Raw genomic sequence first — 22,198 nt, 5'->3', positions numbered from 1 at the left:
GATACATTATGGCAAATGATAAAATCGTGATCCACGGGGCGCGTGCCCATAATTTAAAAAATATCGATGTCACGATCCCTCGAGATCAATTGGTGGTGGTGACAGGTTTGTCGGGCTCAGGGAAAAGTTCCCTGGCCTTTGATACCTTATATGCAGAAGGACAAAGAAGGTATGTCGAGAGTCTATCTGCCTACGCCCGTCAATTTTTAGGCCAAATGGACAAACCTGATGTCGACAGTATTGATGGTTTGAGTCCGGCGATTTCCATTGATCAAAAAACCACAAGTAAAAACCCACGGTCGACCGTCGGAACTGTCACAGAGATCAATGATTATCTGCGCTTACTCTATGCACGGATCGGCCATCCGATCTGCCCCAATGACCATATTGAGATCACGAGTCAATCTGTAGAGCAAATGGTAGATGAAGTATTGGCATTGCCGGAAAGAACCAAAATTCAACTGATGGCCCCCTTGATCAACCAAAAGAAAGGCCAACATAAGAAAGTCTTTGAACGAATTCAAAGAGAAGGTTATGTTCGGATGCGCGTTGATGGAGAAACGTATGATGTGTCAGAAGCGCCAGAATTAGAAAAGAACAAAAAACATGATATAGCCATCATTATCGATCGTATCGTAGTCAAAGAAGGGATTCGTTCCCGATTGTTTGACTCATTTGAAGCAGCGTTACGATTGGCAGACGGTTATGCAATCGTTGATGTGATCGGTGAAAAAGAGTTGTTATTCAGTGAACATTATTCTTGTCCTTATTGTGGTTTCACAGTCGGCGAATTAGAGCCGCGATTGTTCTCATTCAATGCGCCTTTTGGTGCCTGTCCGGATTGTGATGGGTTAGGCATCAAATTAGAAGTCGATACCGATTTGGTGATCCCTGATACCACGAAAACATTACGTGAAGGGGCATTGCAGCCGTGGAACCCAATCAGTTCACAATATTATCCGCAAATGTTGGAACAAGCTTGTTTGGAATTCAATATCGATATGGATACACCTTTTGAAGAATTGCCAGAAGAGCACAAAGACATCATTTTGAATGGCTCAAACGGCGAGATTTTCCATTTTCATTACGAAAATGATTTTGGCGGTGTTCGCGACGTTGAGGTGGCTTTCGAAGGGGTTTTACCGAATATCAAACGGCGCTATCATGAAACCAATTCCGATTTTACCCGCGATCAAATGCGGTTGTATATGACAGAATTGACTTGTAAAACCTGTAAAGGCTATCGCTTGAATCCACAAGCATTATGTGTCAAAGTCAACGGCAAACATATTGGCGAGTTAAGTGAGCTAGCCATCAACAGCGCCTTGACTTTCGTGGAAGATTTGACATTGACAGAATCGGAACAAACAATTGCCAAACCAATCGTCAAAGAAGTCGATGATCGATTGAGCTTTTTAAAAAATGTTGGTTTGGATTACCTGACCTTAAGTCGGGCTTCTGGAACCTTATCTGGTGGAGAAGCACAACGGATTCGCCTAGCAACCCAAATCGGTTCCAACCTTTCTGGTGTCTTGTATATCTTAGATGAGCCTTCGATTGGGCTGCACCAACGAGATAATGATCGCTTATTGGACTCGTTGCGTAAAATGAGAGATCTAGGCAATACACTGATCGTGGTGGAACATGACGAAGACACCATGCGGGCAGCAGATTACTTGATCGATGTCGGACCAGGTGCAGGTCATGAAGGCGGTGAGATCGTAGCAGCTGGAACACCGGCGCAAGTAGCCAAAAACAAAAAATCACTGACCGGCCAATATTTATCTGGTAAGCGAAACATTCCGACACCTGCTGAACGCCGAACCGGCAATGGCAAACAGATTCGAATCACCGGCGCAGTTGAGAACAATCTCAAAAATATCTCAGTAGACTTCCCATTAGGAAAATTTGTTGCTGTCACAGGCGTCTCAGGCTCTGGGAAATCAACGTTGGTCAATGAGATATTGAAAAAATCTTTGGCACAAAAAATCAACCGCAATTCAAACAAACCCGGCAAATTTAAAACAATCACCGGTTTCGAAGACATCGAAAAATTGATCGATATCGACCAAAGTCCAATTGGACGGACACCACGAAGCAATCCAGCGACTTATACAAGTGTCTTTGATGATATCCGAGATTTGTTTGCAAAAACCAACGAAGCCAAAGTTCGAGGGTATAAAAAAGGCCGCTTTAGTTTCAATGTCAAAGGTGGCCGCTGTGAAGCATGTAAAGGTGACGGTATCATCAAAATCGAAATGCATTTCTTGCCAGATGTCTATGTTCCTTGTGAAGTATGTCATGGCAAACGTTACAATTCCGAAACCCTTGAAGTCCATTACAAAGGAAAAAATATTGCGGAGATTTTGGACATGACCGTCGAAGATGCCGTTGCATTCTTTCAACATATTCCGAAGATCCATCGCAAACTGAAAACGATCGTTGATGTTGGTTTGGGCTACGTGACCATGGGACAACCTGCTACCACATTATCAGGGGGAGAAGCGCAACGAATGAAATTGGCCAGCGAATTGCACAAAAATTCTAATGGCAAAAGTTTCTATATTCTTGATGAACCAACCACGGGTCTGCATACTGATGATATTGCCCGGTTGCTAAAAGTATTGGAACGTTTTGTTGATGCTGGAAATACGGTATTGGTGATCGAACATAATCTAGATGTGATCAAATCTGCAGATTATGTGATCGATCTAGGTCCTGAAGGCGGCGATGGCGGTGGCACGATTCTCGCAACTGGTACACCAGAAGATATAGCCTCGGTACCGGAAAGTTATACAGGACACTATCTGAAAAAAGTGTTGTAAAATCCGAGGATTATTCGATTGTTTCGTTAACAATCCTAAAGTTTAATTAATTATTAAACAATTATGAATTATTTAAACATTTCAACAAAGCCTCTTGAATTTGAAAATTTATTTGTTAGAATAGCAATAGGTATACGTATATTCTTACCGAATAAACTGCCTATAAGTTCTATCCGTTCAAAGTAGAGGAAAGCAGTCAAAGATATATGCTTTGATTGCTTTTTTCTTTGTGGTAAAATATGTCTATTGTAAAATGAACGACTTATACAATATTATTTAGAGTATCCAAAAGAGAGAGTGGTTTTAATGAGTCAGGACAAGTTTCTACCAATATTATTGGGTAGTGATATGAACGTATATGGGATGGCACGCGCCTTCCATGAAGCGTATGGCATTCAATCAGTTGCCTATGCAGGGACTGAATTGGCCCCAACACGCTTCAGTAAAATCGTGAAAGTAAATCAAGTCGATGGGTTTGACCATGATCCGGGTTTTTTTGATACTTTGGTCGATCTAGCAAAAACCACCTATCATGATCCCGAAGTACGCTATTTGCTGATTCCTTGCGGAGATGGCTATGCGGAACTTCTGGCAAAACACAAAGAAGCACTAAAGCCTTATTACACATTTATTGCCAATGATTATGCATTATTGAAACGACTGATCAACAAAGTTAGTTTCTATGAAGTCTGTGAAGAATTTGGTTTGCCCTATCCTAAGACGTTTATCTTAACGAAAGACTTGTTGACTGATGGTCAATTCAAAGAAGCGTTGCCTTTCGACTTTCCGGTGGCCTTGAAACCGGCCAATAGTGTCGCGTGGTTGTCTGTGGATTTTGAAGGCCGGAAAAAAGCTTTTATTATTGATAATCGACAAGAGTTTGACACAATCGTCTCGCGTATTTATCAAGCGGGCTATGAAGATGAAATGATTGTCCAAGATTTTATTCCAGGTGATGACAGCAACATGCGGGTCCTAAATGCCTATGTTGATGAAAACCATCATGTACGCGTAATGGCGTTGGGACATCCGCTATTAGAAGATCCAACACCAGGTGCTGTCGGTAACTACGTCGTGATCATTCCTGATGAGAATCAACAAATCTATCAAATGATCCGTAAGTTTTTAAAGGAGATCAATTATGTCGGATTTGCCAACTTTGACCTAAAATATGACCGACGAGATGGCCAGTACAAATTATTTGAAATCAACTTGCGTCAAGGACGCAGCAGCTTCTTTATCACATTGAGCGGCTTAAATTTGGCACAATTTTTGACAGAAGATCTCGTGTTTGACAAACCATATACGGATACTATTTATGGAAAAGCTGATACACCTGAAGCCAAATTATGGCTGGGTGTGCCAAAAAATATCTTCTTAGAATATGCCAAAGAAAATGAGGGCAAAGAACGGGCCAAGAAATTACTGGCGCAAGACCGTTGGGGAACGACTGTCTTTTATAAAAAAGATATGTCTCTCAAACGCTGGGTCTTGTTGAAGAGAATGTTTTACCTGTACAACAAACGGTTCAAAACATTTTTCTCTACGAAAGAAGGATAGTCGATGGAGAATTTCTTTAGTATTTTAGGTGGAATGGGTACGATGGCGACCGAAAGTTATGTCAGGATCTTGAACCAAAGAACCAAAGCACACAAAGACCAAGATTATTTAAACTATGTCCTGTTCAATCATGCGACTGTTCCTGATCGAACCGCATATATATTGAACGACCAATTAGAAAATCCAGTACCCTATTTGCTGGATGATATTGAAAAACAAAATTTGCTGCAGCCTGATTTTATCGTCTTGACCTGCAATACGGCACATTACTTCTTTGAGACGTTGCAAGCAGCCACACCGATCCCTATTCTGCATATGCCGCGTGCTGCTGCAGAAGCGGTCAAAGACCGAGGAATAACCGGCAAAGTCGCTTTGCTGGGAACAGAAGGCAGCATCAAAGCTGGGATCTACGAGAAAGAGTTGCGGGCGTTAGGCATCGATGTTTATCTGCCAAAGCTGTCGATCCAAAAGAAAGTCAATACGTTGATTTATGAGCGCATCAAAGAAAATGGCGATTTGGATCAAGCTCTTTACTTCGAGATTTTGCAAGAAGTGACGGAAAACATTGGTTGCGAAGCCGTGGTTTTAGGCTGTACAGAGCTTTCACTGATGGAGGAATTTACGGAAAACAATCCGTATCCTGTCGTTGATGCGCAATCGATCATTGTCGATCTGACAATCGAAAGAGCGTTGGCATTAAGAAAACAAGATTAGACGTTACGCAGGCGTTGGCTGATCCTTTTCAGCTGACGTCTTTTTGGTGCGCAAGTATTCCCATGATACACCCGGCATGATATAATAAAAGAGTTGGAGAAAGGAGTTTTGCGAAATGACTGAAGTAGATCATTTAGAATTAGTCATTATTACTGGAATGAGTGGGGCGGGTAAGACCGTCGCAATCCAGAGTTTTGAAGATATGGGGTACTTTTGTATCGATAATATGCCGCCAAGCTTGGTGCCTAAATTTTGGGAGTTGATCAAGGAATCTGGCAAAGTTACGAAGATTGCTTTAGTGGTAGATCTACGCTCTCGCTCCTTTTTTGAAGAAATCCAAAGCATGCTGATCGATATTGAGAACACCAATTTCATCGATACCCGCATGTTGTTTTTAGATGCTTCCGATAGTGAGTTGGTGTCACGTTACAAGGAAACCCGCAGAGCGCATCCTTTAGCCATGGATGGTTTAGTCACAGAAGGTATTCGCAAAGAACGTGCGATTTTAGAAGATTTGAAAACCCGTGCCAGTATCGTGATCGATACAACGACACTGACACCCAGACAATTAAGAGAAAAAATCAATCAAGAGTTCCGCTCTTCCCATGAAACAGGCTTTCGTGTGGAACTGCTCTCATTCGGTTTTAAATACGGTTTGCCGATTGACGCTGATATTGTCATGGATGTCCGTTTCTTGCCAAATCCGCATTATATTGCGGCGTTGCGTCCGCTGACTGGGAAAGATCAGCCCGTTTATGATTATGTGATGTCTTTTCCTGAAACCGAAGAATTTTATCAACGCTTTACAAGCTTGCTGCAAACAATCATGCCTGGTTACGTCAGTGAAGGGAAAAGCAGCCTGACGATCGCCATTGGCTGTACCGGCGGTCAACATCGATCAGTGGCGTTATCTGAACGTATAGGTGCGGCATTGGCAACTGAATATAAAGTCAATATCACGCACCGGGACAAAGATAAACGCAAAGAAACGGTGAACCGATCATGAAGATGAAAACTTACCGTATCAGAAAACCTAAAATCGTAGTAGTTGGCGGCGGCACTGGCTTACCAGTGATTTTGAAAAGTTTGCGTAATCAAGGGGTCGATATCACGGCTATCGTCACCGTGGCCGATGATGGCGGCAGCAGCGGTGAGATCCGCAATCTGGTCTCATCGATTTCACCTCCAGGCGATTTACGCAACGTCTTAGCTGCGTTATCAGATATGCCGCAACTGTATAATGATATCTTTCAATATCGCTTTAAAGCAGAAGATAAGTTTTTGGCCAACCACGCCTTAGGCAACCTGATTATTGCGGCTATTGCAGAAATGCGCAGCAGTACCTATGAGGCAATTCAAATTTTATCAAAAATCATGCACATCGAAGGACAAGTCTATCCTTCATCTGATTTGCCTTTAGTGCTGCATGCGGTCTTCAAAGATGGAACGGAAGCCGTAGGAGAGTCTAAAATTGCTCTCGACCGCAAAACGATCGATCATGTATTTGTCCGCAATCAAGAGAACAATGACCTCCCTAAAGCTGCCCGCAAAGTGGTGTCATCGATCATGGATGCCGATATGATCGTCTTAGGCCCAGGAAGCTTGTTCACCAGCATTTTGCCGAATCTGATGATCAGCGAAATCGGTAAAGCATTATTGGAAACAAGTGCTGAAACCGTCTATATCTGCAACATCATGACACAAAAAGGTGAAACTGAGTATTTTACAGATGCCGATCATGTCCGGATACTGCACCAACATTTAGGCAAACCTTTTATTGATACAGTTTTGGTCAATACAGAGAAAGTACCTGAAGGTTACATGGACCCTGAGATCTATGATGAGTATTTGGTGCAAGTCAAGCATGATTTCAAAGGCTTGAGGGATGAGGCGTGCCGAGTGGTTTCTGCCGATTTTCTGGCATTAGAAAACGGCGGGGTATTCCATGATGGCGAAAAAGTCATCGAGGAATTGTTGCGTATCGTCTATGCCGCTAAGATCTAGTTTTTTTGTGTGTAATTGAGAAAGGAAGGGATCAACATGTCCTTTGCCGCTGAAGTAAAAAAAGAATTGACGACATTAGAAGTCCATCGCGAACATGCCAAAGCTGAGTTGGCTGCCTTGATTCGCATGAATGGATCGCTGAGCATCAACAATCAGCAGTTCGTGCTCAATGTGCAAACCGAAAATGCCGCGATCGCTCGTCGGATCTATTCATTGCTGAAAGATCATTACGATGTACGCAGTGAATTGCTGGTGCGACGAAAAATGAAATTGAAGAAAAACAACGTGTACATCGTTCGTTTGAAACAAGATACTAAGCGGGTTCTGTTGGATTTAGATATCATGGATGGGCTGATGTTTAATAGTCATGTGTCGGATGAAATCATGGGGAATACGCAAAAAATGCGGTCTTATCTCCGGGGTGCTTTCATGGCTTCTGGTTCGATCAACAACCCGGAAACCAGCCGATATCATTTGGAAATCTACTCGATCTATGAAGAGCACAACCAGGATATTTGCGATATGCTGAATGCCTATGGCTTGAATGCCAGAGCCTTGGAGCGCAGAAATGGCAGTATCGCCTACTTGAAAGGGGCAGAGAAAATCGCTGATTTTTTGACCTTGATCGGGGCAACCAATTCTATGCTGAAATTTGAGGATGTGCGGATCGTGCGGGATATGCGGAATTCTGTCAATCGCTTGGTCAATTGCGAAACGGCCAATATGAATAAAACCATAGACGCAGCTTCCAAACAAATCGATAATATCGAATTTATCCAAAATCGAGTAGGTCTGCAAGCCCTGCCGGATAAACTGCAAGAGATCGCGGCTTTACGGTTGGAACACCCAGAAGTCAGCTTGAAAGAATTGGGGGAGATGATTCCTTCCGGCGCAATCTCAAAATCAGGGATCAATCACCGCATTCGCAAAATCAATGAATTTGCGGATCGTTTACGGGAACAAGTGAGTTAAAATAATCGTTATCAAAAGAGATGCTTTGATAGAATCTATGAGAAAATATAAATAGAATATTATCGCTGACTTTACTTCTGATTTCATAGAAGTAAAGTCTTTTTTTATTTTTGCAAGTTTTATTTTAATTTTAACAAATAAAATACATATTGATAACGCTTTCTTTTTTCGTTAAAATAAATATGTAATTATTCAGAAAAAAGAAAAGTAGATGTTTTTTATGAAGAAGTTTGCTTTTTTGTGTCTATTTTTATTAATTGGACTTCAGTTTGGAGCAAAAAATGTGAATGCTTATGTTTTGAACAATCAGAATGTTGGCTACACGTGTCAGTACAACAATTTGTCATCAGCTAATGGGTACACTACTAACTTGAACAAAGCCACTGCTTGGAATTATGATGGTACAAGAGTTTATGTGAAATCTTCTTCTTCAGGTAAGATAAATATTTATCAAGGGGTAGTTAATACAGATAATGGTACTTACGGAGTTTGTTACTATAATACTAACTCTGAGAGTGATATCCGATATTATAAAGCTTTTATAAATGCAAATACAGCTACAAGAAATGAAACTGTTGTCCATGAAGTTGGTCATGCTATTGGTTTGAGTCATACCCAAGAGAAAAATAATTCAATTGCAGTGATGAGAGCACTTGGGTTCAATAATAAGGCATATCCACTCTCGGATGATAAGTCCGGTATGAATAAAAAGTATTAAAGAGAAGGAGGAAGAAATAGTGAAGAAGTTATCATTGATTTTTATGATGATTATTTTGATTGTTGCAGGTATTGGTAGATGGAATTGGTATGAAAGTATATCAAGCAAAGGAGACCGACATAATGTAAATCAAGAAGATTCTTATGACAATGGAAGAGATGAACACCTTTTTGGTAAACATATGTATCTTGATGCTAAAGTGGATGAGTTTGATCATCTAGAAGATGTTGAAGCTACTGCGGACGAAATCGTGGTTGCAAAAAAAATAGCGCAAGATGAACCCACGATTTTATATGGGAAAGAAGACAGAATCGACATTGCTTATACCTTATCGACATTTCGAGTGCAAAAAAGTATCTCTGGTGATCAACTTAAACAGGGTGAAACATTTACGATGCTTGAGAACGAGGCTTATGATAAAAAGCAAGACGTCACTTATCATATCGTCGGCTATAATCTAATTGATGAAGAGAAAGATTATCTTTTGTTCTTAAGAAAATCTGAAACAGATCCATATTATATAGTTGCTGGGATAAATTATGGGAAAGTTGATTTAGAAAGAGAGCAGACAGATTATCCGGAGATTCTTAGAAAATCAAGTACAGAATATAGTAAAGAAATAATATCTGCCTATAATCACCAGGAGCAAATTCGTCAAGAAGCAAAAAATAAATATGCAGCAACTATCAGTGAATTTATTCAATAGTAGGATATATTGCTGTAATAAAAAAGCGGGGAGAAAACAACAGTTGCTCCCTGCCTTTTTATCGTGGTTATTGATTGATCAAATCAGTCAATTCATCTGCACTGATCGATTCATCAAAGATATGTCCATCTAAGATCACAGTTGGGACAAATTGAATCGTTGCTTGATTGGCTTCTTCAACGATCGCTGATGCATGATCAGGATGATTGCTCAACGTCAAACCTAACGTATTTTCCGCATATGCTGAGACTTCCGTCAGGCTTAAATGTCCCCATTCATCTTGTGTTTGAAAGATTCTGGTCAACTGAGTGATCGTTGCCGCTGGATCATTGGTGGAGATATAGCGGTGCATCACATTGCCTCGCTGTAAGGATTCTTTTTCTTTGTCGAATAGTTTGATGACACGGCGAACTTTGCCGGCTGCAACAGCTTCTGTCAAGATCGACAATGATTCTTCGAACCACTGGCGGCAATAGGGGCAGCGTACATTGATGAACTCGATGATTGGTTTCGCATCTGCGGCACCGATTTGGATGCCAGTTGTAGCATTGGTTTGTGATGTATTGATGATTGATGTATCCATAGATGAAACCTCCTTTTTCTCTAGTGTAACGAAACAACAGCAGAATGAAAAGAATCCTGTTCGTTTTTCTCAAAAGATCCAGTGAATCATTGAAAAATCAATGTATGTGATTTCACGAATTTGTTTAAATTTTTGCAGTCAGCTTTATTATTACAGGGGAATCAGCTATAATGAGTTGTGTTTTATTGTGCAAATTGAATGATTGAAGGAAGATAGATAAGAATGAAAAGAAAAACAATGGATGGGAATACTGCTGCTGCGTATATTTCCTATGCTTTTACTGAATTGGCTGCGATTTACCCAATCACCCCGAGTTCAACAATGGCTGAATTGGTGGATCAATGGTCGGCGCAAGGCAAGAAAAACATTTTTGGTCAACCAGTAAAAGTTGTTGAGATGCAATCAGAAGCTGGCGCTGCAGGCGTCGTGCATGGTTCGCTGAAAACGGGTGCCTTAACGACCACCTACACTGCGTCACAAGGCTTGTTGCTGATGCTGCCCAATATGTACAAGATCGCCGGTGAGTTATTACCAGGGGTTTTCCATGTAGCTAGTCGCGCGGTGACTACCAATGCCTTGAATATTTTTGGAGATCATACCGATGTGATGGCCGCCAGACAGACGGGCTTTGCGATGCTGGCAGAAAGCTCTGTTCAAGAAGTGATGGACTTAGCACCGGTGGCCCATCTCGCTGCGATTGAAGCCAATGTCCCATTCTTGAACTTCTTCGATGGCTTTCGAACAAGTCATGAAATTCAAAAAATCGAAGTGATTGACTTTGCTGATCTGGCACAAATGGTCAATCAAGATAAGGTGACCGCTTTTCGCAAGAAGGCGATGAATCCCAATCACCCAACGATCAGCGGTACCAACCAAAGTCCTGAGATCCATTTTCAACAACGGGAAACCATCAATCAGTACTACGACAATTTACCAGAGATCGTCCGGGGATACATGCAGCAGATCAACCAATTACGCGGCACGTCATACGATCTGGTCAACTACTATGGTGCAGAGGATGCCACAGAAGTTATCGTTACGATCGGTTCATCTGCGCAAACGATCCAGCAAACAGTAGATTATTTGAACCGACAAGGCAGAAAAGTCGGCTTGCTGACGATTCATCTGTACCGACCATTTCCTTTGGCAGTTTTTTTGGAAAAATTTCCGCAGACCGTTCAATCGATCGCCGTACTGGATCGCAGCAAAGAGCCGGGGGCCAATGGTGAATCGCTATTGCTGGACGTGCAAAGTGCGATGTATGATGCAGCGATTCGTCCAACGATCATTGGTGGACGCTATGGGTTAGGATCTAAGGATGTCACGCCCGATCAGATCGTTGCTGTCTATGATGAGTTGCTGCAGCCTCAGTCAGTGCAGAAAAAAAGATTCACTATCGGTATCGTTGATGATATCACAGGATTATCTTTAGCGTCTAAAGGTGCTTTAGACTTGACCAATCCTGCCACTTTCCAAGCAAAATTTTGGGGGTTTGGTTCAGACGGAACCGTAGGCGCGAATAAATCCGCAATCAAGATCATTGGCGACCAAACAGATAAATATGTCCAAGGATACTTTCATTATGACTCCAAAAAATCGGGGGGCTTGACGGTTTCTCATTTGCGTTTTGGGGATACCCCAATCCGTTCCACCTATCTGATCGAACATGCAGATTTTATCGCCTGTCATACACCAGCTTATTTACACACTTACGATCTGTTGAAAGGCTTGAAAAAAGGCGGCACCTTCTTGCTGAATACGACATGGAATGAAGCGCAGATCATGAAGAATCTGCCAAAGAAAATGAAACGTTATCTAGCTGAGAACGAGATTGCCTTTTATACGATCAATGCCATGCAATTGGCGATGGAAGTCGGATTAGGCGGTCGGATCAATACAGCCATGGAAACGGCCTTCTTTTACTTGGCAGATATCATGCCCATCGATCAGATCATCCCGATCTTGAAAGAAGAAGCGCTTAAAAGTTACGGCCATAAATCAATGGCGATCGTTGAAAAGAATCAACTTGCCATCGATAGAACAATTGAGTTGCTGCATAAAATCGAGATCCCTAGAGAATGGGCAACGATCGAGGTACCCGTCAGAACGTCTCATGCCCAATCGACGTATGTCCGGGAAATCGTTGAACCTGTCAATCGTCAAGAAGGCAATGCGCTTTCGGTCGGCACCCTCGTGAATAACCAGATGACAGAAGGAACAATGCCTCTGGGGACCACTGCGGTTGAGAAACGCGGCGTGGCAGTTGAAGTACCGGAATGGTTGGCTGATCGCTGTACGATGTGTAATGAATGTGCGTTTGTGTGCCCACATGCTGCGATTCGTCCTTTCTTAGCGGATGAAGACGAGCTGTCTGAAGCGCCAGAAGGATTCATCGTCAGAGAGATGCGTGGCGCAGATGGTCAGAAGTACCGCATCCAAGTTTCAGTCGAAGATTGCACAGGTTGTGGACTTTGTGTCGAAGTTTGTCCAGCCAAAGGGAAAGCATTAACGATGAAACCCTATGAAGAGCAAAAAGAACAAGCTGTGAATTGGGCCTTTGCGATGACCTTACGGCAAAAAGAAAATCCAGCCAAACCTGGTACCGTGATGGGCTCGCAATTCACCAAGCCGCTGTTAGAATTCTCGGGTGCTTGCGCTGGATGTGGAGAAACACCTTATGTCAAACTGTTGACGCAAATGTTTGGTGATCGAATGATGATCGCCAATGCCACGGGCTGTTCTTCTATTTGGGGAGCTGCCGCACCGGTGTCGCCTTATACAACAAATGCAGAAGGACAAGGACCAGCCTGGTCTAATTCACTGTTTGAAGACAATGCAGAATATGGCTATGGCATGTTTTTGGCGAATCAAACCCGGCGAGAAGCTTTGGCAGAACAACTTGAAGCCCTTCAAGCATTTGTTTCTGAAGTAACTCAGGAATTGATCAGTGATTGGTTGGCGCACCGTGAAGACAGTGCTGGGACCCAACAGCGTGCCGCGAAATTAACAGCAGCCTTGACTGCTGATTCGGATAAGCACCCCGCGATTGCTAATGTTTTGGCAAACAATGATTTGTTCGTGAAACCAAGTCAATGGATGATCGGTGGCGACGGTTGGGCGTATGATATTGGCTTTGGCGGGATCGATCATGTTCTGGCATCTGGCGCCGACGTCAATATTTTGGTTTTAGATAATGAAGTCTACTCCAATACAGGCGGCCAAGTGTCGAAGGCCACACCGGCTTCAGCAATTGCTAAATTTGCGGCCAACGGCAAATATGCAGCCAAAAAAGATCTGGGCATGATGGCCATGACATACGGCCATGTATATGTTGCACAGATCGCTTCCGGTGCCAATCAAATGCAAACCATCAAAGCCTTTGAAGAAGCGGAACGCTTCCCTGGACCATCCTTGATCATCGCGTATACACCATGTATCACCCATGGCTTAGCAGGCGGTATGCGCCAATCATTGAAAGAAGCCAAAGAAGCTGTGGCTTCAGGCTACTGGTCGTTGTATCGATATAATCCTTTGCTGGCAGAAGCTGGAAAAACCCCAATGACATTAGATTTCAAAAAACCAGATTTTAATCTCATGCCTGCGTTTATGGACACGCAAATCCGCTTTGCATCTTTAAGAAATGCGAATGCCACAGCCAGTGAAGGTTTGTTTGCCAAAACCGTCAATGATGCCCGCACGCGCTTCTATCGGTATGCCCGAATCGCTGGGGTGGAAGATAAAATTCGTGCAAAATTAGAACCAGCGAACCTTGAAGCCTCAATCCACAAATCCGACCTTGAATCGACCGCATCAGCGCGTACCGTCGAAGGCAAAAAAGAGCGCAAAGCGCGAACGCTGACACCAGAAGAGGCAGCGGCCAAAGAAGCAAGACGCGCAGCGAGAGCAGCCCGTCGGAAACAACCATAAAATAAGTGAAACAAACAATCAGAAAAATGCGAAAGAGTCTGTTCTTTTCATTTCTCTGATTGTTTTCGTTTAGGCGGCGTTTTGAAATGATTTACTGCTAACAAGCCTTTTCATCTCCTTTACTAAGAAAAACATGGTAGACTGAAAACAAAGGTTTTCATGGTTTTTGAAACTTTTTCATAATTTTGTTTTTTTTTGAATCTTTGAATAAGACCTATGTTATACTATTGTTTGAAGTCTTAAGAATAAAGGAAGGCTGTTTATGTCGATAAATTTCACTGATTTTTTTAATTTAGATTATTGGAGCAATCTGCTCTCTTTTGATATATTTTCACTCTCGTTTTTTGTTAATCTTCTAGATGTCATCGTAGTATGGTATTTAGTTTATAAGCTGATTCAGCTCGTGCGAGGAACCAAAGCGATCCAGTTGTTCAAAGGGGTCGGATTGTTTATTGTTTTGCGGTTTTTAGCTGGGATCATCGGACTCAAAACATTATCCTGGTTGATGGACCAAGTCATCATTTATGGTGTGATTGCAGCCATCGTCATTTTTCAACCGGAGATTCGGCGAGGGCTTGAACATTTGGGCCGTAGTTCGTTATTCAAAACATCTAAAAATGAAAAACATCAAGATGAAGTCTTGGTGCAATCCTTAGACAAAGCCGTGCAATACATGGCGAAACGCAAGATTGGTGCTTTGATCACGATCGAACGGACGACAGGTTTGGAAGAATATATCGAAACAGGTATTGCACTAGATGCGGATGTGACCGGAGAATTATTGATCAACATCTTTATTCCCAATACCCCATTGCATGATGGTGCAGTGATTATCAGAGAAGACAAAATAGCCGTAGCCAGTGCGTACTTGCCTCTTTCTGAAAGCCCATTGATTCCTAAAGAATTTGGGACCCGCCACCGTGCAGCCGTGGGCATCTCAGAAGTGAGTGATGCCTTGACATTGATCGTTTCTGAAGAAACGGGGGATGTCAGTATCACCTTGAACAATCGAATGATGACTGAATTGTCGCGCCAAGAATATTTAGCGATATTGAATCGTGAATTGGTACCTGAAGTCAAAAGCGGCAAGCGTAATGTGCTGCAATCTTTCCTTGAAGGGGTCAACAAAGGGGGAAGAAAATGATGAAGAAGGATCGCCGTCAGAATATATTTTATGGTATACTAGCGCTGTTCTTTAGTTTGGTTTTATTCTTTATCGCTAGTGGATCCACCTTGCAAGTTGATCTTTCTGGCGCAGCTAATACTTATCAAGAAGAAATCGAAGCAGTGCCGATTCAGACGGTATATGATACGGACGATTATTTTATCCAAGGGTTTGAAACCACAGTCAATGTGACTTTGAGCAGCCGCAATCGGGTTCAATTGAATGCAGAAAAAAATGAAGAAACTCGGAGTTTTCGGGTGGTTGCGGATTTGTCTGATTTGGCTATTGGCACCCATGAAGTTCCATTAGAAGTACAGAACATCAGCTCCAGTGTGTCAGCTGAAATCGAACCGAAGACAGTCACCGTCACGATCGAAAAGAAAGTCACCAAAACCTTTACGGTGGAACCTGTTGTGTCTACTGAAGATGACAGCAGCGGGTATGCCATTGACACAATGGTGGCTTCGCCTCAAGAAGTGACGATCACCACTGGGGAACAAACAGCCGCAGATATCGATCGAGTCGTGGCAGTCATTGATCCTGATGACATCCCGAACGACTCGGGCACTGTATCCGCCGTGATCGAAGCATGGGATATCAATAAAAATCCATTGGCGATCGTTGCTGATCCAGATACGGTCGATGTCGCGATCACGATGGAAGTACCAACCAAGGATGTCGAGTTGTTCGTTACGCAACAGGGCACTTTGCCAGCTGGCATTTCACATTATATATATCGCATGAGCACGATCAGTGCTGCACTGACAGGTCCGCAAGAAATACTGGATCAGACGGCGCAAATCGGTGTCCCTGTTGATATCAGCGGCATTACATCCACCACTGAGCAAACAGTGCAGATACCGGCACCTGACGGTACGACTGTCAATCCGACAGAGGTGACGATCCAGATCACGCCGGTTGCCCAAACAGTAGACGAAAGCAGTGAATCAGGTTCTGATGCGACAGGTGATACGGCCCCTGCAACGACAGCGACTGACAGTGCAATAAGCGCTGATCAGGAGAGCAGTCAAGAAAGTGTTGAGGGGTCAACTGAAAGTGAAACTGATTCAACAAATTGAAATGAGTAAGAATAAGAGAGGTTTTTAAAATGGGAAAATATTTTGGTACAGATGGTGTGCGCGGAGAAGCCAATAAGGAATTGACACCTGAATTAGCTTTTAAACTAGGTCGTTACGGCGGCTATGTATTAAGTCAGCATGAAACAGATGATCGCCAGCCACGGGTTTTAGTAGGTAGAGATACCCGGATCTCAGGGCAAATGTTGGAAAATGCTTTGATAGCAGGTCTTTTATCTGTAGGGATCGAAGTATTTCAATTAGGCGTGATCTCAACGCCAGGGGTGGCTTATTTAACGAAAATTCAAAAAGCGAGCGCCGGCGTAATGATTTCGGCTTCGCATAATCCAGCTTTAGATAACGGTATCAAATTTTTCGGAAACGATGGGTTCAAGTTGGTGGATGAACAAGAAGCTGAGATCGAAGCCTTACTTGATGCACCAGAAGATACCTTGCCAAGACCCTCTGCAGAAGGCTTGGGTACGGTCGATGAATTTCCTGAAGGATTACTCAAATATTCGCAATTTTTACGACAAACAATTCCAGGGGATCTAGAAGGGATCACAGTTTGTGTCGATGCAGCCAATGGCGCCACGGCAACGAGTGTCAATCGGTTGTTTGCCGATCTGGAAACCGATTTTTATACGATGGGGACATCGCCCGACGGCTTGAATATCAATGACGGTGTTGGTTCAACTCATCCTGAAAAATTGGCGGCATTTGTCGTTGAAAAAGGCGCAGATGCTGGTTTGGCTTTTGACGGCGACGGCGACCGTGTGATCGCAGTTGATGAGCTAGGAAACATTGTCGATGGGGACAAAATCATGTATATTTGTGCCAAATACTTAGCAGAACAAAAACGGCTGAACCAAGGGACGATCGTGACAACTGTGATGAGCAACCTAGGTTTCCATAAAGCTGTTGAAGCAATTGGCTTGAAAGACGTGATCACACAAGTTGGCGACCGTTATGTTGTGGAAGAAATGCGTAAAAACGATTATAACTTTGGCGGAGAACAGTCAGGTCATATGATCTTCTTAGACTTCAATACAACTGGGGACGGCTTGCTGTCTGGGATCCAATTATTGAATATTATGAAGCAAACTGGCAAAAAACTATCTGAACTTGCTGGCGAAGTGACGATCTATCCACAGAAATTGGTCAATATTCGCGTCACAGATAAAAATGGCGCGATGGATGTACCGGCTATCGCCAAGATCGTGGCTGAAGCAGAAGCCGAAATGAACGGAGAAGGCCGGATTTTGGTTCGCCCTTCAGGAACAGAGCCGTTGTTGCGTGTCATGGCAGAAGCGCCAACGATTGAAAAAGTCGATTACTATGTGGACAAAATTGCCGCAGTTGTTCGTGAAGAAATCGGTGCAGAATAGAAAATACCTAAAACCAACGATGATTCGTTGGTTTTTTTGTGAAACGGGGCAACCGTTTCATTCATTTTGGTATCATCTGTTCGTATCAGTCTGAATAGAGGTGCTATCTAAAAAGTGTGATGCAAAAAAAACTTTTAGAAAACACATCAAAAAAACAAGCAACAATTGCCCATTTGACGGGTAATGTTGCTTGTTTTCTTTTGATCATATTATGGATATCATCTTTTAAAAAACTTATTCAACTGTAACAGATTTTGCTAAGTTACGAGGTTTATCCACATCAAAGCCACGTTGTAGTGTCGCGAAATAAGCTAGCAGTTGTGTTGGAATCACGGACACTAAACTGGTCACTAATGGGTGGACAGTCGGGATGATGATTTGATCTGTAGGTTTTGCCAGTTCTTGGCTCGCAATGACCAACGTGTGTGCGCCACGGGATTCAACTTCTTTCAAGTTGCCTCGAGTATGAGAACCTGTAACAGCTTCTGAGATGATTCCAATCACCGGGGTGCCTTCTTCGATCAAAGCGATGGTGCCGTGTTTTAATTCGCCAGCAGCGAAACCTTCTGCTTGGATATATGAGATTTCTTTTAGTTTTAAAGCTGCCTCCATCGATACATAATAATCGTTGCCTCGGCCAATATAAAAAGCATTGCGGCTTGTTGCCAAGAAGTCTTCAGCAAACTGACTGATCACTGCTTTTTCATCCACGAGTGTTTCCATCGTAGATGCAACAATACTTAATTCATGAAAGACATCAAAGTCGATAGCTGCAGGGACATTTTTTTCGTCGCCAATCGCTTTAGCCAATAAGGTCATCACTGCGATTTGTGCGGTATAAGCTTTCGTTGAAGCTACCGCAATCTCAGGGCCAGCATGCAGCAATAAGGTGTGTTTGGCTTCCCGAGATAAGGTGGAGCCTGCTACATTGGTGATCGTTAGACTAGGCAAGCCTAATGCATTGATCTTGACCAATACTTGACGACTATCGGCAGTTTCGCCGCTTTGGGTCAAGAAGATAAAGAAAGGTTTTGCTGAAAGCAATGGCGTATTGTAGCCGAATTCACTAGACAAATGAACTTCAACAGGGATCTCAGTCAACGTTTCAAGAATGGCTTTTGCCGCCCAGCCAGCGTGGTTGCTGGTACCGCAAGCGATGATGTAGATACGATCACTAGCGATCATTTCTGCTTTTAATTGGCTATCGATGGTCACATCTCCGTTTGTGCCTTGATATTCTTGCACAAGACGGCGCATCACAGTCGGTTGGTCATCGATCTCTTTCAGCATGTAGTAAGGGTAAGTCCCTTTTTCGATATCAGTCAAATCTAATTGTGCTTCATATGATTCACGGTAAACCAAGTTGCCTTTCAAATCTTCGATCACGATTTCATCTGCTTTGACCGTGACCATTTCACCGTCTTCAATCTCAACAAAGTGCGTTGTTTGATCGAGCATCGCTAAGGCATCGCTGCAGATCACATTGAATCCATCGCCAAGGCCGATCAACAGAGGACTTTTATTTTTCGCAACGTAAATCGTATCAGGGTCTTTCTTGTCAACTAAAGCGAAGGCATATGAGCCGCGAATCAAAGTCAACGCTTGTTTGAATGCTTCTTTGGTCGTGCTGCCACTTTGCGCTTTCAAGACTTCGATCAAGTGGACGACGATTTCTGTATCTGTTTGGCCGGCAAAATGATGATCTGCCACATAAGTTTCGTGTAATTCTTCAAAGTTTTCGATCACACCATTGTGGACCAAAACCAATTCTTCGTTTCCAGAAGTATGGGGATGGGCATTGCGTTCTGATGGGATACCATGGGTTGCCCAGCGTGTGTGTCCGATACCGATCGTTCCTGTTACCTCTGGTGTCACTTTGGCTTCCAAGTTTTTGATTCTTCCTTGTGCCTTGATCAAGTGATCAGAGGTACGATCTGCAACGTATAGCCCCGCCGAATCATATCCGCGATATTCCAATCGTTCCAATCCGTTCAAAATAATCTGCTCTGCATTTGACTTTCCAACAATTCCTACAATTCCACACATAATGACAATCCTACTTTCAAAATTTTTTTCTGTCGATTATGTATTTCTATCTGCGCAGCAAACGGTTTGTGGACATTTTTCAATGTGATTTGTGTTTGCTTGTAGAGTGCAGTCCCTAGAGCCATCCGCCGAAAATTTCGATAAGCTCTTTCCTCGTCATCTGTTGCCAGATCAGGCGCTATCCTTATTGGTCTATCTATCCTCCTTGAAACTATTTTATAGAAATACAAGCAATATAATACTATTTAGAGGTTGTTCTGTCAATAGAAATCAAAAATAAAGAATATTGGTATAGATGGTATTAAAATTAAACACACAGTGATTAAGGAACATTTAGGCTGTAGCTTATCTTGAAACAAAAGAATCCGATGAAATTTACGCGAATGGCTATCCTTTCTTTTGCAATTTCGCTACAATTGAATGGAAAGAAAGTGAGGAATCCAAATGGCAGAACAAGTAAGTTGTATGAAATTTTCTGAATTGAAAGAATTGGTGGCGACTTTAGCAGCCAATGACCAGGTCACGGACGATACGAAGATTTTCTTGGATACAGGTTGGGACAGTTTACAAGAAATTTCGCCTGGTGCGGTATCAGTAGCGTCTGCACAACCTTTTCAAGTACAAGATGAGTTAACAAAGGAATTTTTTGGCGGCTATGTATTAGCGGAAAAAAGTGCGAAATTCGAGAGCAGCGGTGCTGCTGAAGCTGTCATCGTCATTCAAAATCTTTATTGATCATGGATCGATAAGAATCAAATAGGAGGGAAAAATGAATAAAAGAAGATGGATTGCCGTAGTGATTGCGGCGGGGTTATTTATTTGTTCGGGGGTCTTTACATTGTTGACAACAAGAGATACCACCGAAGATACGTCATCCTTGCAAGGATTGAATGCATTGTTTTATGGCAGTAATACAATCGCAGAAACACCTGTGGTATCAGGAGATGAAGACCAGCGGATCGTACGCTTGACGTTGGAAGGCACAATCGCCAATACGTCTAGTGGGGGCTTATTCACTTCAGAGACGTATGATCATCAACTTTTTCTAGAAGAATTGCGGATGATCCAGCAAGATCCTACGATCAGCGGTATTTTATTTGAAGTCAATACGCCAGGAGGCGGTGTCTATGAAAGTGCAGAGATTGCGCGGGAATTGGCGAAGATCAAGGAACAAGGAATACCTATGTATGTCTCGATGAAAAATATGGCTGCTAGCGGTGGTTATTATATTTCCGCAGGTGCAGACAAGATTTTTGCCACCGAAGAAACAGTCACTGGATCAATAGGCGTCATCATGTCTGGCATCAATTACGCTGGCTTGTTTGAAAAGCTCGGTATCGAGGACAGCACCTATAAAAGTGGCGCACTCAAAGATGCCGGTTCTGCTTCAAGAGAAGTGACTGAAGCAGACAAAGAAGTGTTGCAAACCTTTGTCGACAACGCGTATGGTCGTTTTGTAGCGATCGTTGCTGAAGGTCGGGGGATGACTGAAGAAGCTGTCCGTCAAATTGCGGATGGCCGTATTTACGACGGCCAACAAGCTTTAGAAGTTGGTTTGGTCGATGAGATTGGGTTTCCGGAAGATGCGCTAGCAGCGATGCAACACGATTTAAACTTGGAACAGGCAGAAATTTTTACGTATGATGTCGACAATACTGGCTTTGCTGCCACATGGCTTGGCTCAAAGCTGGCCGAGTTTCAAGGGCTGCATGCCTCCAATACGGATCGGATCTTAGAAGTCGTGGAAAGCTTAGGGACAAGTGATGCACCAAAACCGTTATATTACTACGGAGGTGAGTAAGTTGGATCAAGAAAAACAAGTGCCGCCGCAGCCTAAACCAACACCAAACAAGGAGCAACCAGCGCATCCAGATGATTTTTATCAGCAAGTGTTATCCTCTTTTGAAAAAGAAGCCTATACCAAAGAAGAAATCGAAGCCAATCAACACGCTTGGCAACATGTTGAGGCGCCTGAGCGTCAAGCCGCGCAACCACCCGTGATCCATGACTTTCCTGATTACTTTTTTGCTGGTTTTTGGATCCGCCTCTTTGCCTTCACTATCGATTTGATATTGATCCATTCTGTGACCGAGATGACCATCGGCAGTGTCTATCGTTTACAAGGCCTGGCGATTGGTGCGCATCCTTTTGGCCTTTATCAATTGGTATCATTGGCAATCTATCTCGCGTATTTTGTGCTGCTGACGAAATGCAATCATGGCCAAACGATTGGCAAAATGATCTTCGGTATTCGAGTGATTTCATTTGAAGACACACAGTTAAACTGGCAAACGGTCTTGATCAGGGAATTATGTGGACGGTATGTCTTGCAATTCTATTGGTTGTTTTACTTAGGGTACCTACCAAGTATTTTCAGCAAAAGGAAACAGCATGCAGCAGATTATTTCGCGGATACCAGTGTCGTGACGATCAATCTGATCAAAGCCTTCAATAAACAGGTGCAAGTGCAGCAAGACGTGTAATGGGCTGACTGTGGCCGGATGTGTCAAAGAC

General features: G+C 43.0%; 17 protein-coding genes. 15 read left to right on the top strand and 2 right to left on the bottom strand.

Annotation, left to right across the window (positions count from 1 at the left end; translation table 11 throughout):
• The first annotated feature begins 8 nt into the window (after positions 1–8).
• From uvrA to ACYVRS_RS04700, 8 genes are all read left to right on the top strand, one after another.
• Positions 9–2,825 carry an excinuclease ABC subunit UvrA gene (uvrA, locus tag ACYVRS_RS04735; RefSeq protein ID WP_461202724.1) on the top strand — a complete coding sequence of 939 codons (2,817 nt, stop codon included), beginning with the start codon at positions 9–11 and terminating at the stop codon, positions 2,823–2,825.
• Between the two features lie 306 nt (positions 2,826–3,131).
• Positions 3,132–4,385 (top strand): carboxylate--amine ligase, encoded by a 1,254-nt coding sequence (locus ACYVRS_RS04730; RefSeq protein ID WP_461202722.1) that lies wholly within the window; start codon positions 3,132–3,134, stop codon positions 4,383–4,385.
• 3 nt (positions 4,386–4,388) lie between these two features.
• Positions 4,389–5,099 carry an amino acid racemase gene (locus ACYVRS_RS04725; RefSeq protein ID WP_313537450.1) on the top strand — a complete coding sequence of 237 codons (711 nt, stop codon included), beginning with the start codon at positions 4,389–4,391 and terminating at the stop codon, positions 5,097–5,099.
• Between the two features lie 115 nt (positions 5,100–5,214).
• Entirely contained in the window at positions 5,215–6,105 is an 891-nt protein-coding gene (gene rapZ, locus ACYVRS_RS04720; RefSeq protein WP_312499470.1) for an RNase adapter RapZ, read from the top strand.
• Entirely contained in the window at positions 6,102–7,103 is a 1,002-nt protein-coding gene (locus ACYVRS_RS04715; RefSeq protein WP_313537446.1) for a gluconeogenesis factor YvcK family protein, read from the top strand. Before rapZ ends, ACYVRS_RS04715 begins: the two co-directional genes overlap by 4 nt.
• 36 nt (positions 7,104–7,139) lie before the next feature.
• Entirely contained in the window at positions 7,140–8,075 is a 936-nt protein-coding gene (gene whiA / locus ACYVRS_RS04710) for a DNA-binding protein WhiA (RefSeq protein WP_312540807.1), read from the top strand.
• 220 nt (positions 8,076–8,295) lie between these two features.
• A complete protein-coding gene (locus ACYVRS_RS04705) occupies positions 8,296–8,793 on the top strand; it encodes a matrixin family metalloprotease (protein WP_461202719.1) in 498 nt (165 codons plus the stop codon).
• A 19-nt stretch (positions 8,794–8,812) separates the two neighbouring features.
• The gene (locus ACYVRS_RS04700) at positions 8,813–9,499 is read left to right on the top strand and encodes a hypothetical protein (RefSeq protein ID WP_461202717.1); all 687 of its coding nucleotides are present in this window, start codon (positions 8,813–8,815) and stop codon (positions 9,497–9,499) included.
• Between the two features lie 67 nt (positions 9,500–9,566).
• On the opposite strand, the gene ACYVRS_RS04695 is transcribed toward ACYVRS_RS04700, so the two are convergent.
• Positions 9,567–10,082, bottom strand: a complete 516-nt coding sequence (locus ACYVRS_RS04695; RefSeq protein ID WP_461202715.1) for a DsbA family protein — start codon at positions 10,080–10,082, stop codon at positions 9,567–9,569.
• A gap of 237 nt (positions 10,083–10,319) precedes the next feature.
• Between ACYVRS_RS04695 and nifJ the strand changes: the two genes are divergently transcribed.
• The 4 genes from nifJ to glmM all read left to right on the top strand — a co-directional run bounded on the left by nifJ (position 10,320) and on the right by glmM (position 17,638).
• Entirely contained in the window at positions 10,320–14,009 is a 3,690-nt protein-coding gene (gene nifJ / locus ACYVRS_RS04690; RefSeq protein WP_461203124.1) for a pyruvate:ferredoxin (flavodoxin) oxidoreductase, read from the top strand.
• 262 nt (positions 14,010–14,271) lie between these two features.
• On the top strand, positions 14,272–15,153 hold the full coding sequence (cdaA, locus tag ACYVRS_RS04685; protein WP_461202713.1) for a diadenylate cyclase CdaA: 882 nt from the start codon (positions 14,272–14,274) through the stop codon (positions 15,151–15,153).
• Entirely contained in the window at positions 15,150–16,253 is a 1,104-nt protein-coding gene (locus ACYVRS_RS04680; RefSeq protein WP_461202711.1) for a CdaR family protein, read from the top strand. Before cdaA ends, ACYVRS_RS04680 begins: the two co-directional genes overlap by 4 nt.
• Before the next feature lie 29 nt (positions 16,254–16,282).
• On the top strand, positions 16,283–17,638 hold the full coding sequence (gene glmM, locus ACYVRS_RS04675) for a phosphoglucosamine mutase (RefSeq protein WP_054116278.1): 1,356 nt from the start codon (positions 16,283–16,285) through the stop codon (positions 17,636–17,638).
• A gap of 234 nt (positions 17,639–17,872) precedes the next feature.
• On the opposite strand, the gene glmS is transcribed toward glmM, so the two are convergent.
• Positions 17,873–19,684, bottom strand: a complete 1,812-nt coding sequence (glmS, locus tag ACYVRS_RS04670) for a glutamine--fructose-6-phosphate transaminase (isomerizing) (RefSeq protein ID WP_054116276.1) — start codon at positions 19,682–19,684, stop codon at positions 17,873–17,875.
• A 444-nt stretch (positions 19,685–20,128) separates the two neighbouring features.
• Here glmS and ACYVRS_RS04665 point away from each other — a divergent pair, with 444 nt between their 5' ends.
• Genes ACYVRS_RS04665 through ACYVRS_RS04655 form a run of 3 tightly spaced genes read left to right on the top strand, consistent with a single transcriptional unit; the run spans position 20,129 to position 22,167 of the window.
• On the top strand, positions 20,129–20,419 hold the full coding sequence (locus ACYVRS_RS04665) for a hypothetical protein (RefSeq protein WP_461202709.1): 291 nt from the start codon (positions 20,129–20,131) through the stop codon (positions 20,417–20,419).
• A gap of 34 nt (positions 20,420–20,453) precedes the next feature.
• Positions 20,454–21,485 (top strand): signal peptide peptidase SppA, encoded by a 1,032-nt coding sequence (gene sppA, locus ACYVRS_RS04660; RefSeq protein ID WP_461202707.1) that lies wholly within the window; start codon positions 20,454–20,456, stop codon positions 21,483–21,485.
• The gene (locus ACYVRS_RS04655) at positions 21,478–22,167 is read left to right on the top strand and encodes an RDD family protein (RefSeq protein WP_461203123.1); all 690 of its coding nucleotides are present in this window, start codon (positions 21,478–21,480) and stop codon (positions 22,165–22,167) included. Before sppA ends, ACYVRS_RS04655 begins: the two co-directional genes overlap by 8 nt.
• The last annotated feature ends 31 nt before the right edge of the window (positions 22,168–22,198 follow it).

This window comes from Enterococcus salsurae (genome assembly GCF_054784955.1).
Note: the sequence above shows the minus strand (reverse complement) of the source record. Positions and strands in the feature narration are given on the sequence as shown.

Excerpts from the sequence above, each read along its gene's own strand:
- uvrA (WP_461202724.1), top strand. The coding sequence starts at position 9 with ATGGCAAATGATAAAATCGTGATCCACGGGGCGCGTGCCCATAATTTA.
- ACYVRS_RS04730 (WP_461202722.1), top strand. The coding sequence starts at position 3,132 with ATGAGTCAGGACAAGTTTCTACCAATATTATTGGGTAGTGATATGAAC.
- ACYVRS_RS04725 (WP_313537450.1), top strand. The coding sequence starts at position 4,389 with ATGGAGAATTTCTTTAGTATTTTAGGTGGAATGGGTACGATGGCGACC.
- rapZ (WP_312499470.1), top strand. The coding sequence starts at position 5,215 with ATGACTGAAGTAGATCATTTAGAATTAGTCATTATTACTGGAATGAGT.
- ACYVRS_RS04715 (WP_313537446.1), top strand. The coding sequence starts at position 6,102 with ATGAAGATGAAAACTTACCGTATCAGAAAACCTAAAATCGTAGTAGTT.
- whiA (WP_312540807.1), top strand. The coding sequence starts at position 7,140 with ATGTCCTTTGCCGCTGAAGTAAAAAAAGAATTGACGACATTAGAAGTC.
- ACYVRS_RS04705 (WP_461202719.1), top strand. The coding sequence starts at position 8,296 with ATGAAGAAGTTTGCTTTTTTGTGTCTATTTTTATTAATTGGACTTCAG.
- ACYVRS_RS04695 (WP_461202715.1), bottom strand. The coding sequence starts at position 10,082 with ATGGATACATCAATCATCAATACATCACAAACCAATGCTACAACTGGC.
- nifJ (WP_461203124.1), top strand. The coding sequence starts at position 10,320 with ATGGATGGGAATACTGCTGCTGCGTATATTTCCTATGCTTTTACTGAA.
- cdaA (WP_461202713.1), top strand. The coding sequence starts at position 14,272 with ATGTCGATAAATTTCACTGATTTTTTTAATTTAGATTATTGGAGCAAT.
- ACYVRS_RS04680 (WP_461202711.1), top strand. The coding sequence starts at position 15,150 with ATGATGAAGAAGGATCGCCGTCAGAATATATTTTATGGTATACTAGCG.
- glmM (WP_054116278.1), top strand. The coding sequence starts at position 16,283 with ATGGGAAAATATTTTGGTACAGATGGTGTGCGCGGAGAAGCCAATAAG.
- glmS (WP_054116276.1), bottom strand. The coding sequence starts at position 19,684 with ATGTGTGGAATTGTAGGAATTGTTGGAAAGTCAAATGCAGAGCAGATT.
- ACYVRS_RS04665 (WP_461202709.1), top strand. The coding sequence starts at position 20,129 with ATGGCAGAACAAGTAAGTTGTATGAAATTTTCTGAATTGAAAGAATTG.
- sppA (WP_461202707.1), top strand. The coding sequence starts at position 20,454 with ATGAATAAAAGAAGATGGATTGCCGTAGTGATTGCGGCGGGGTTATTT.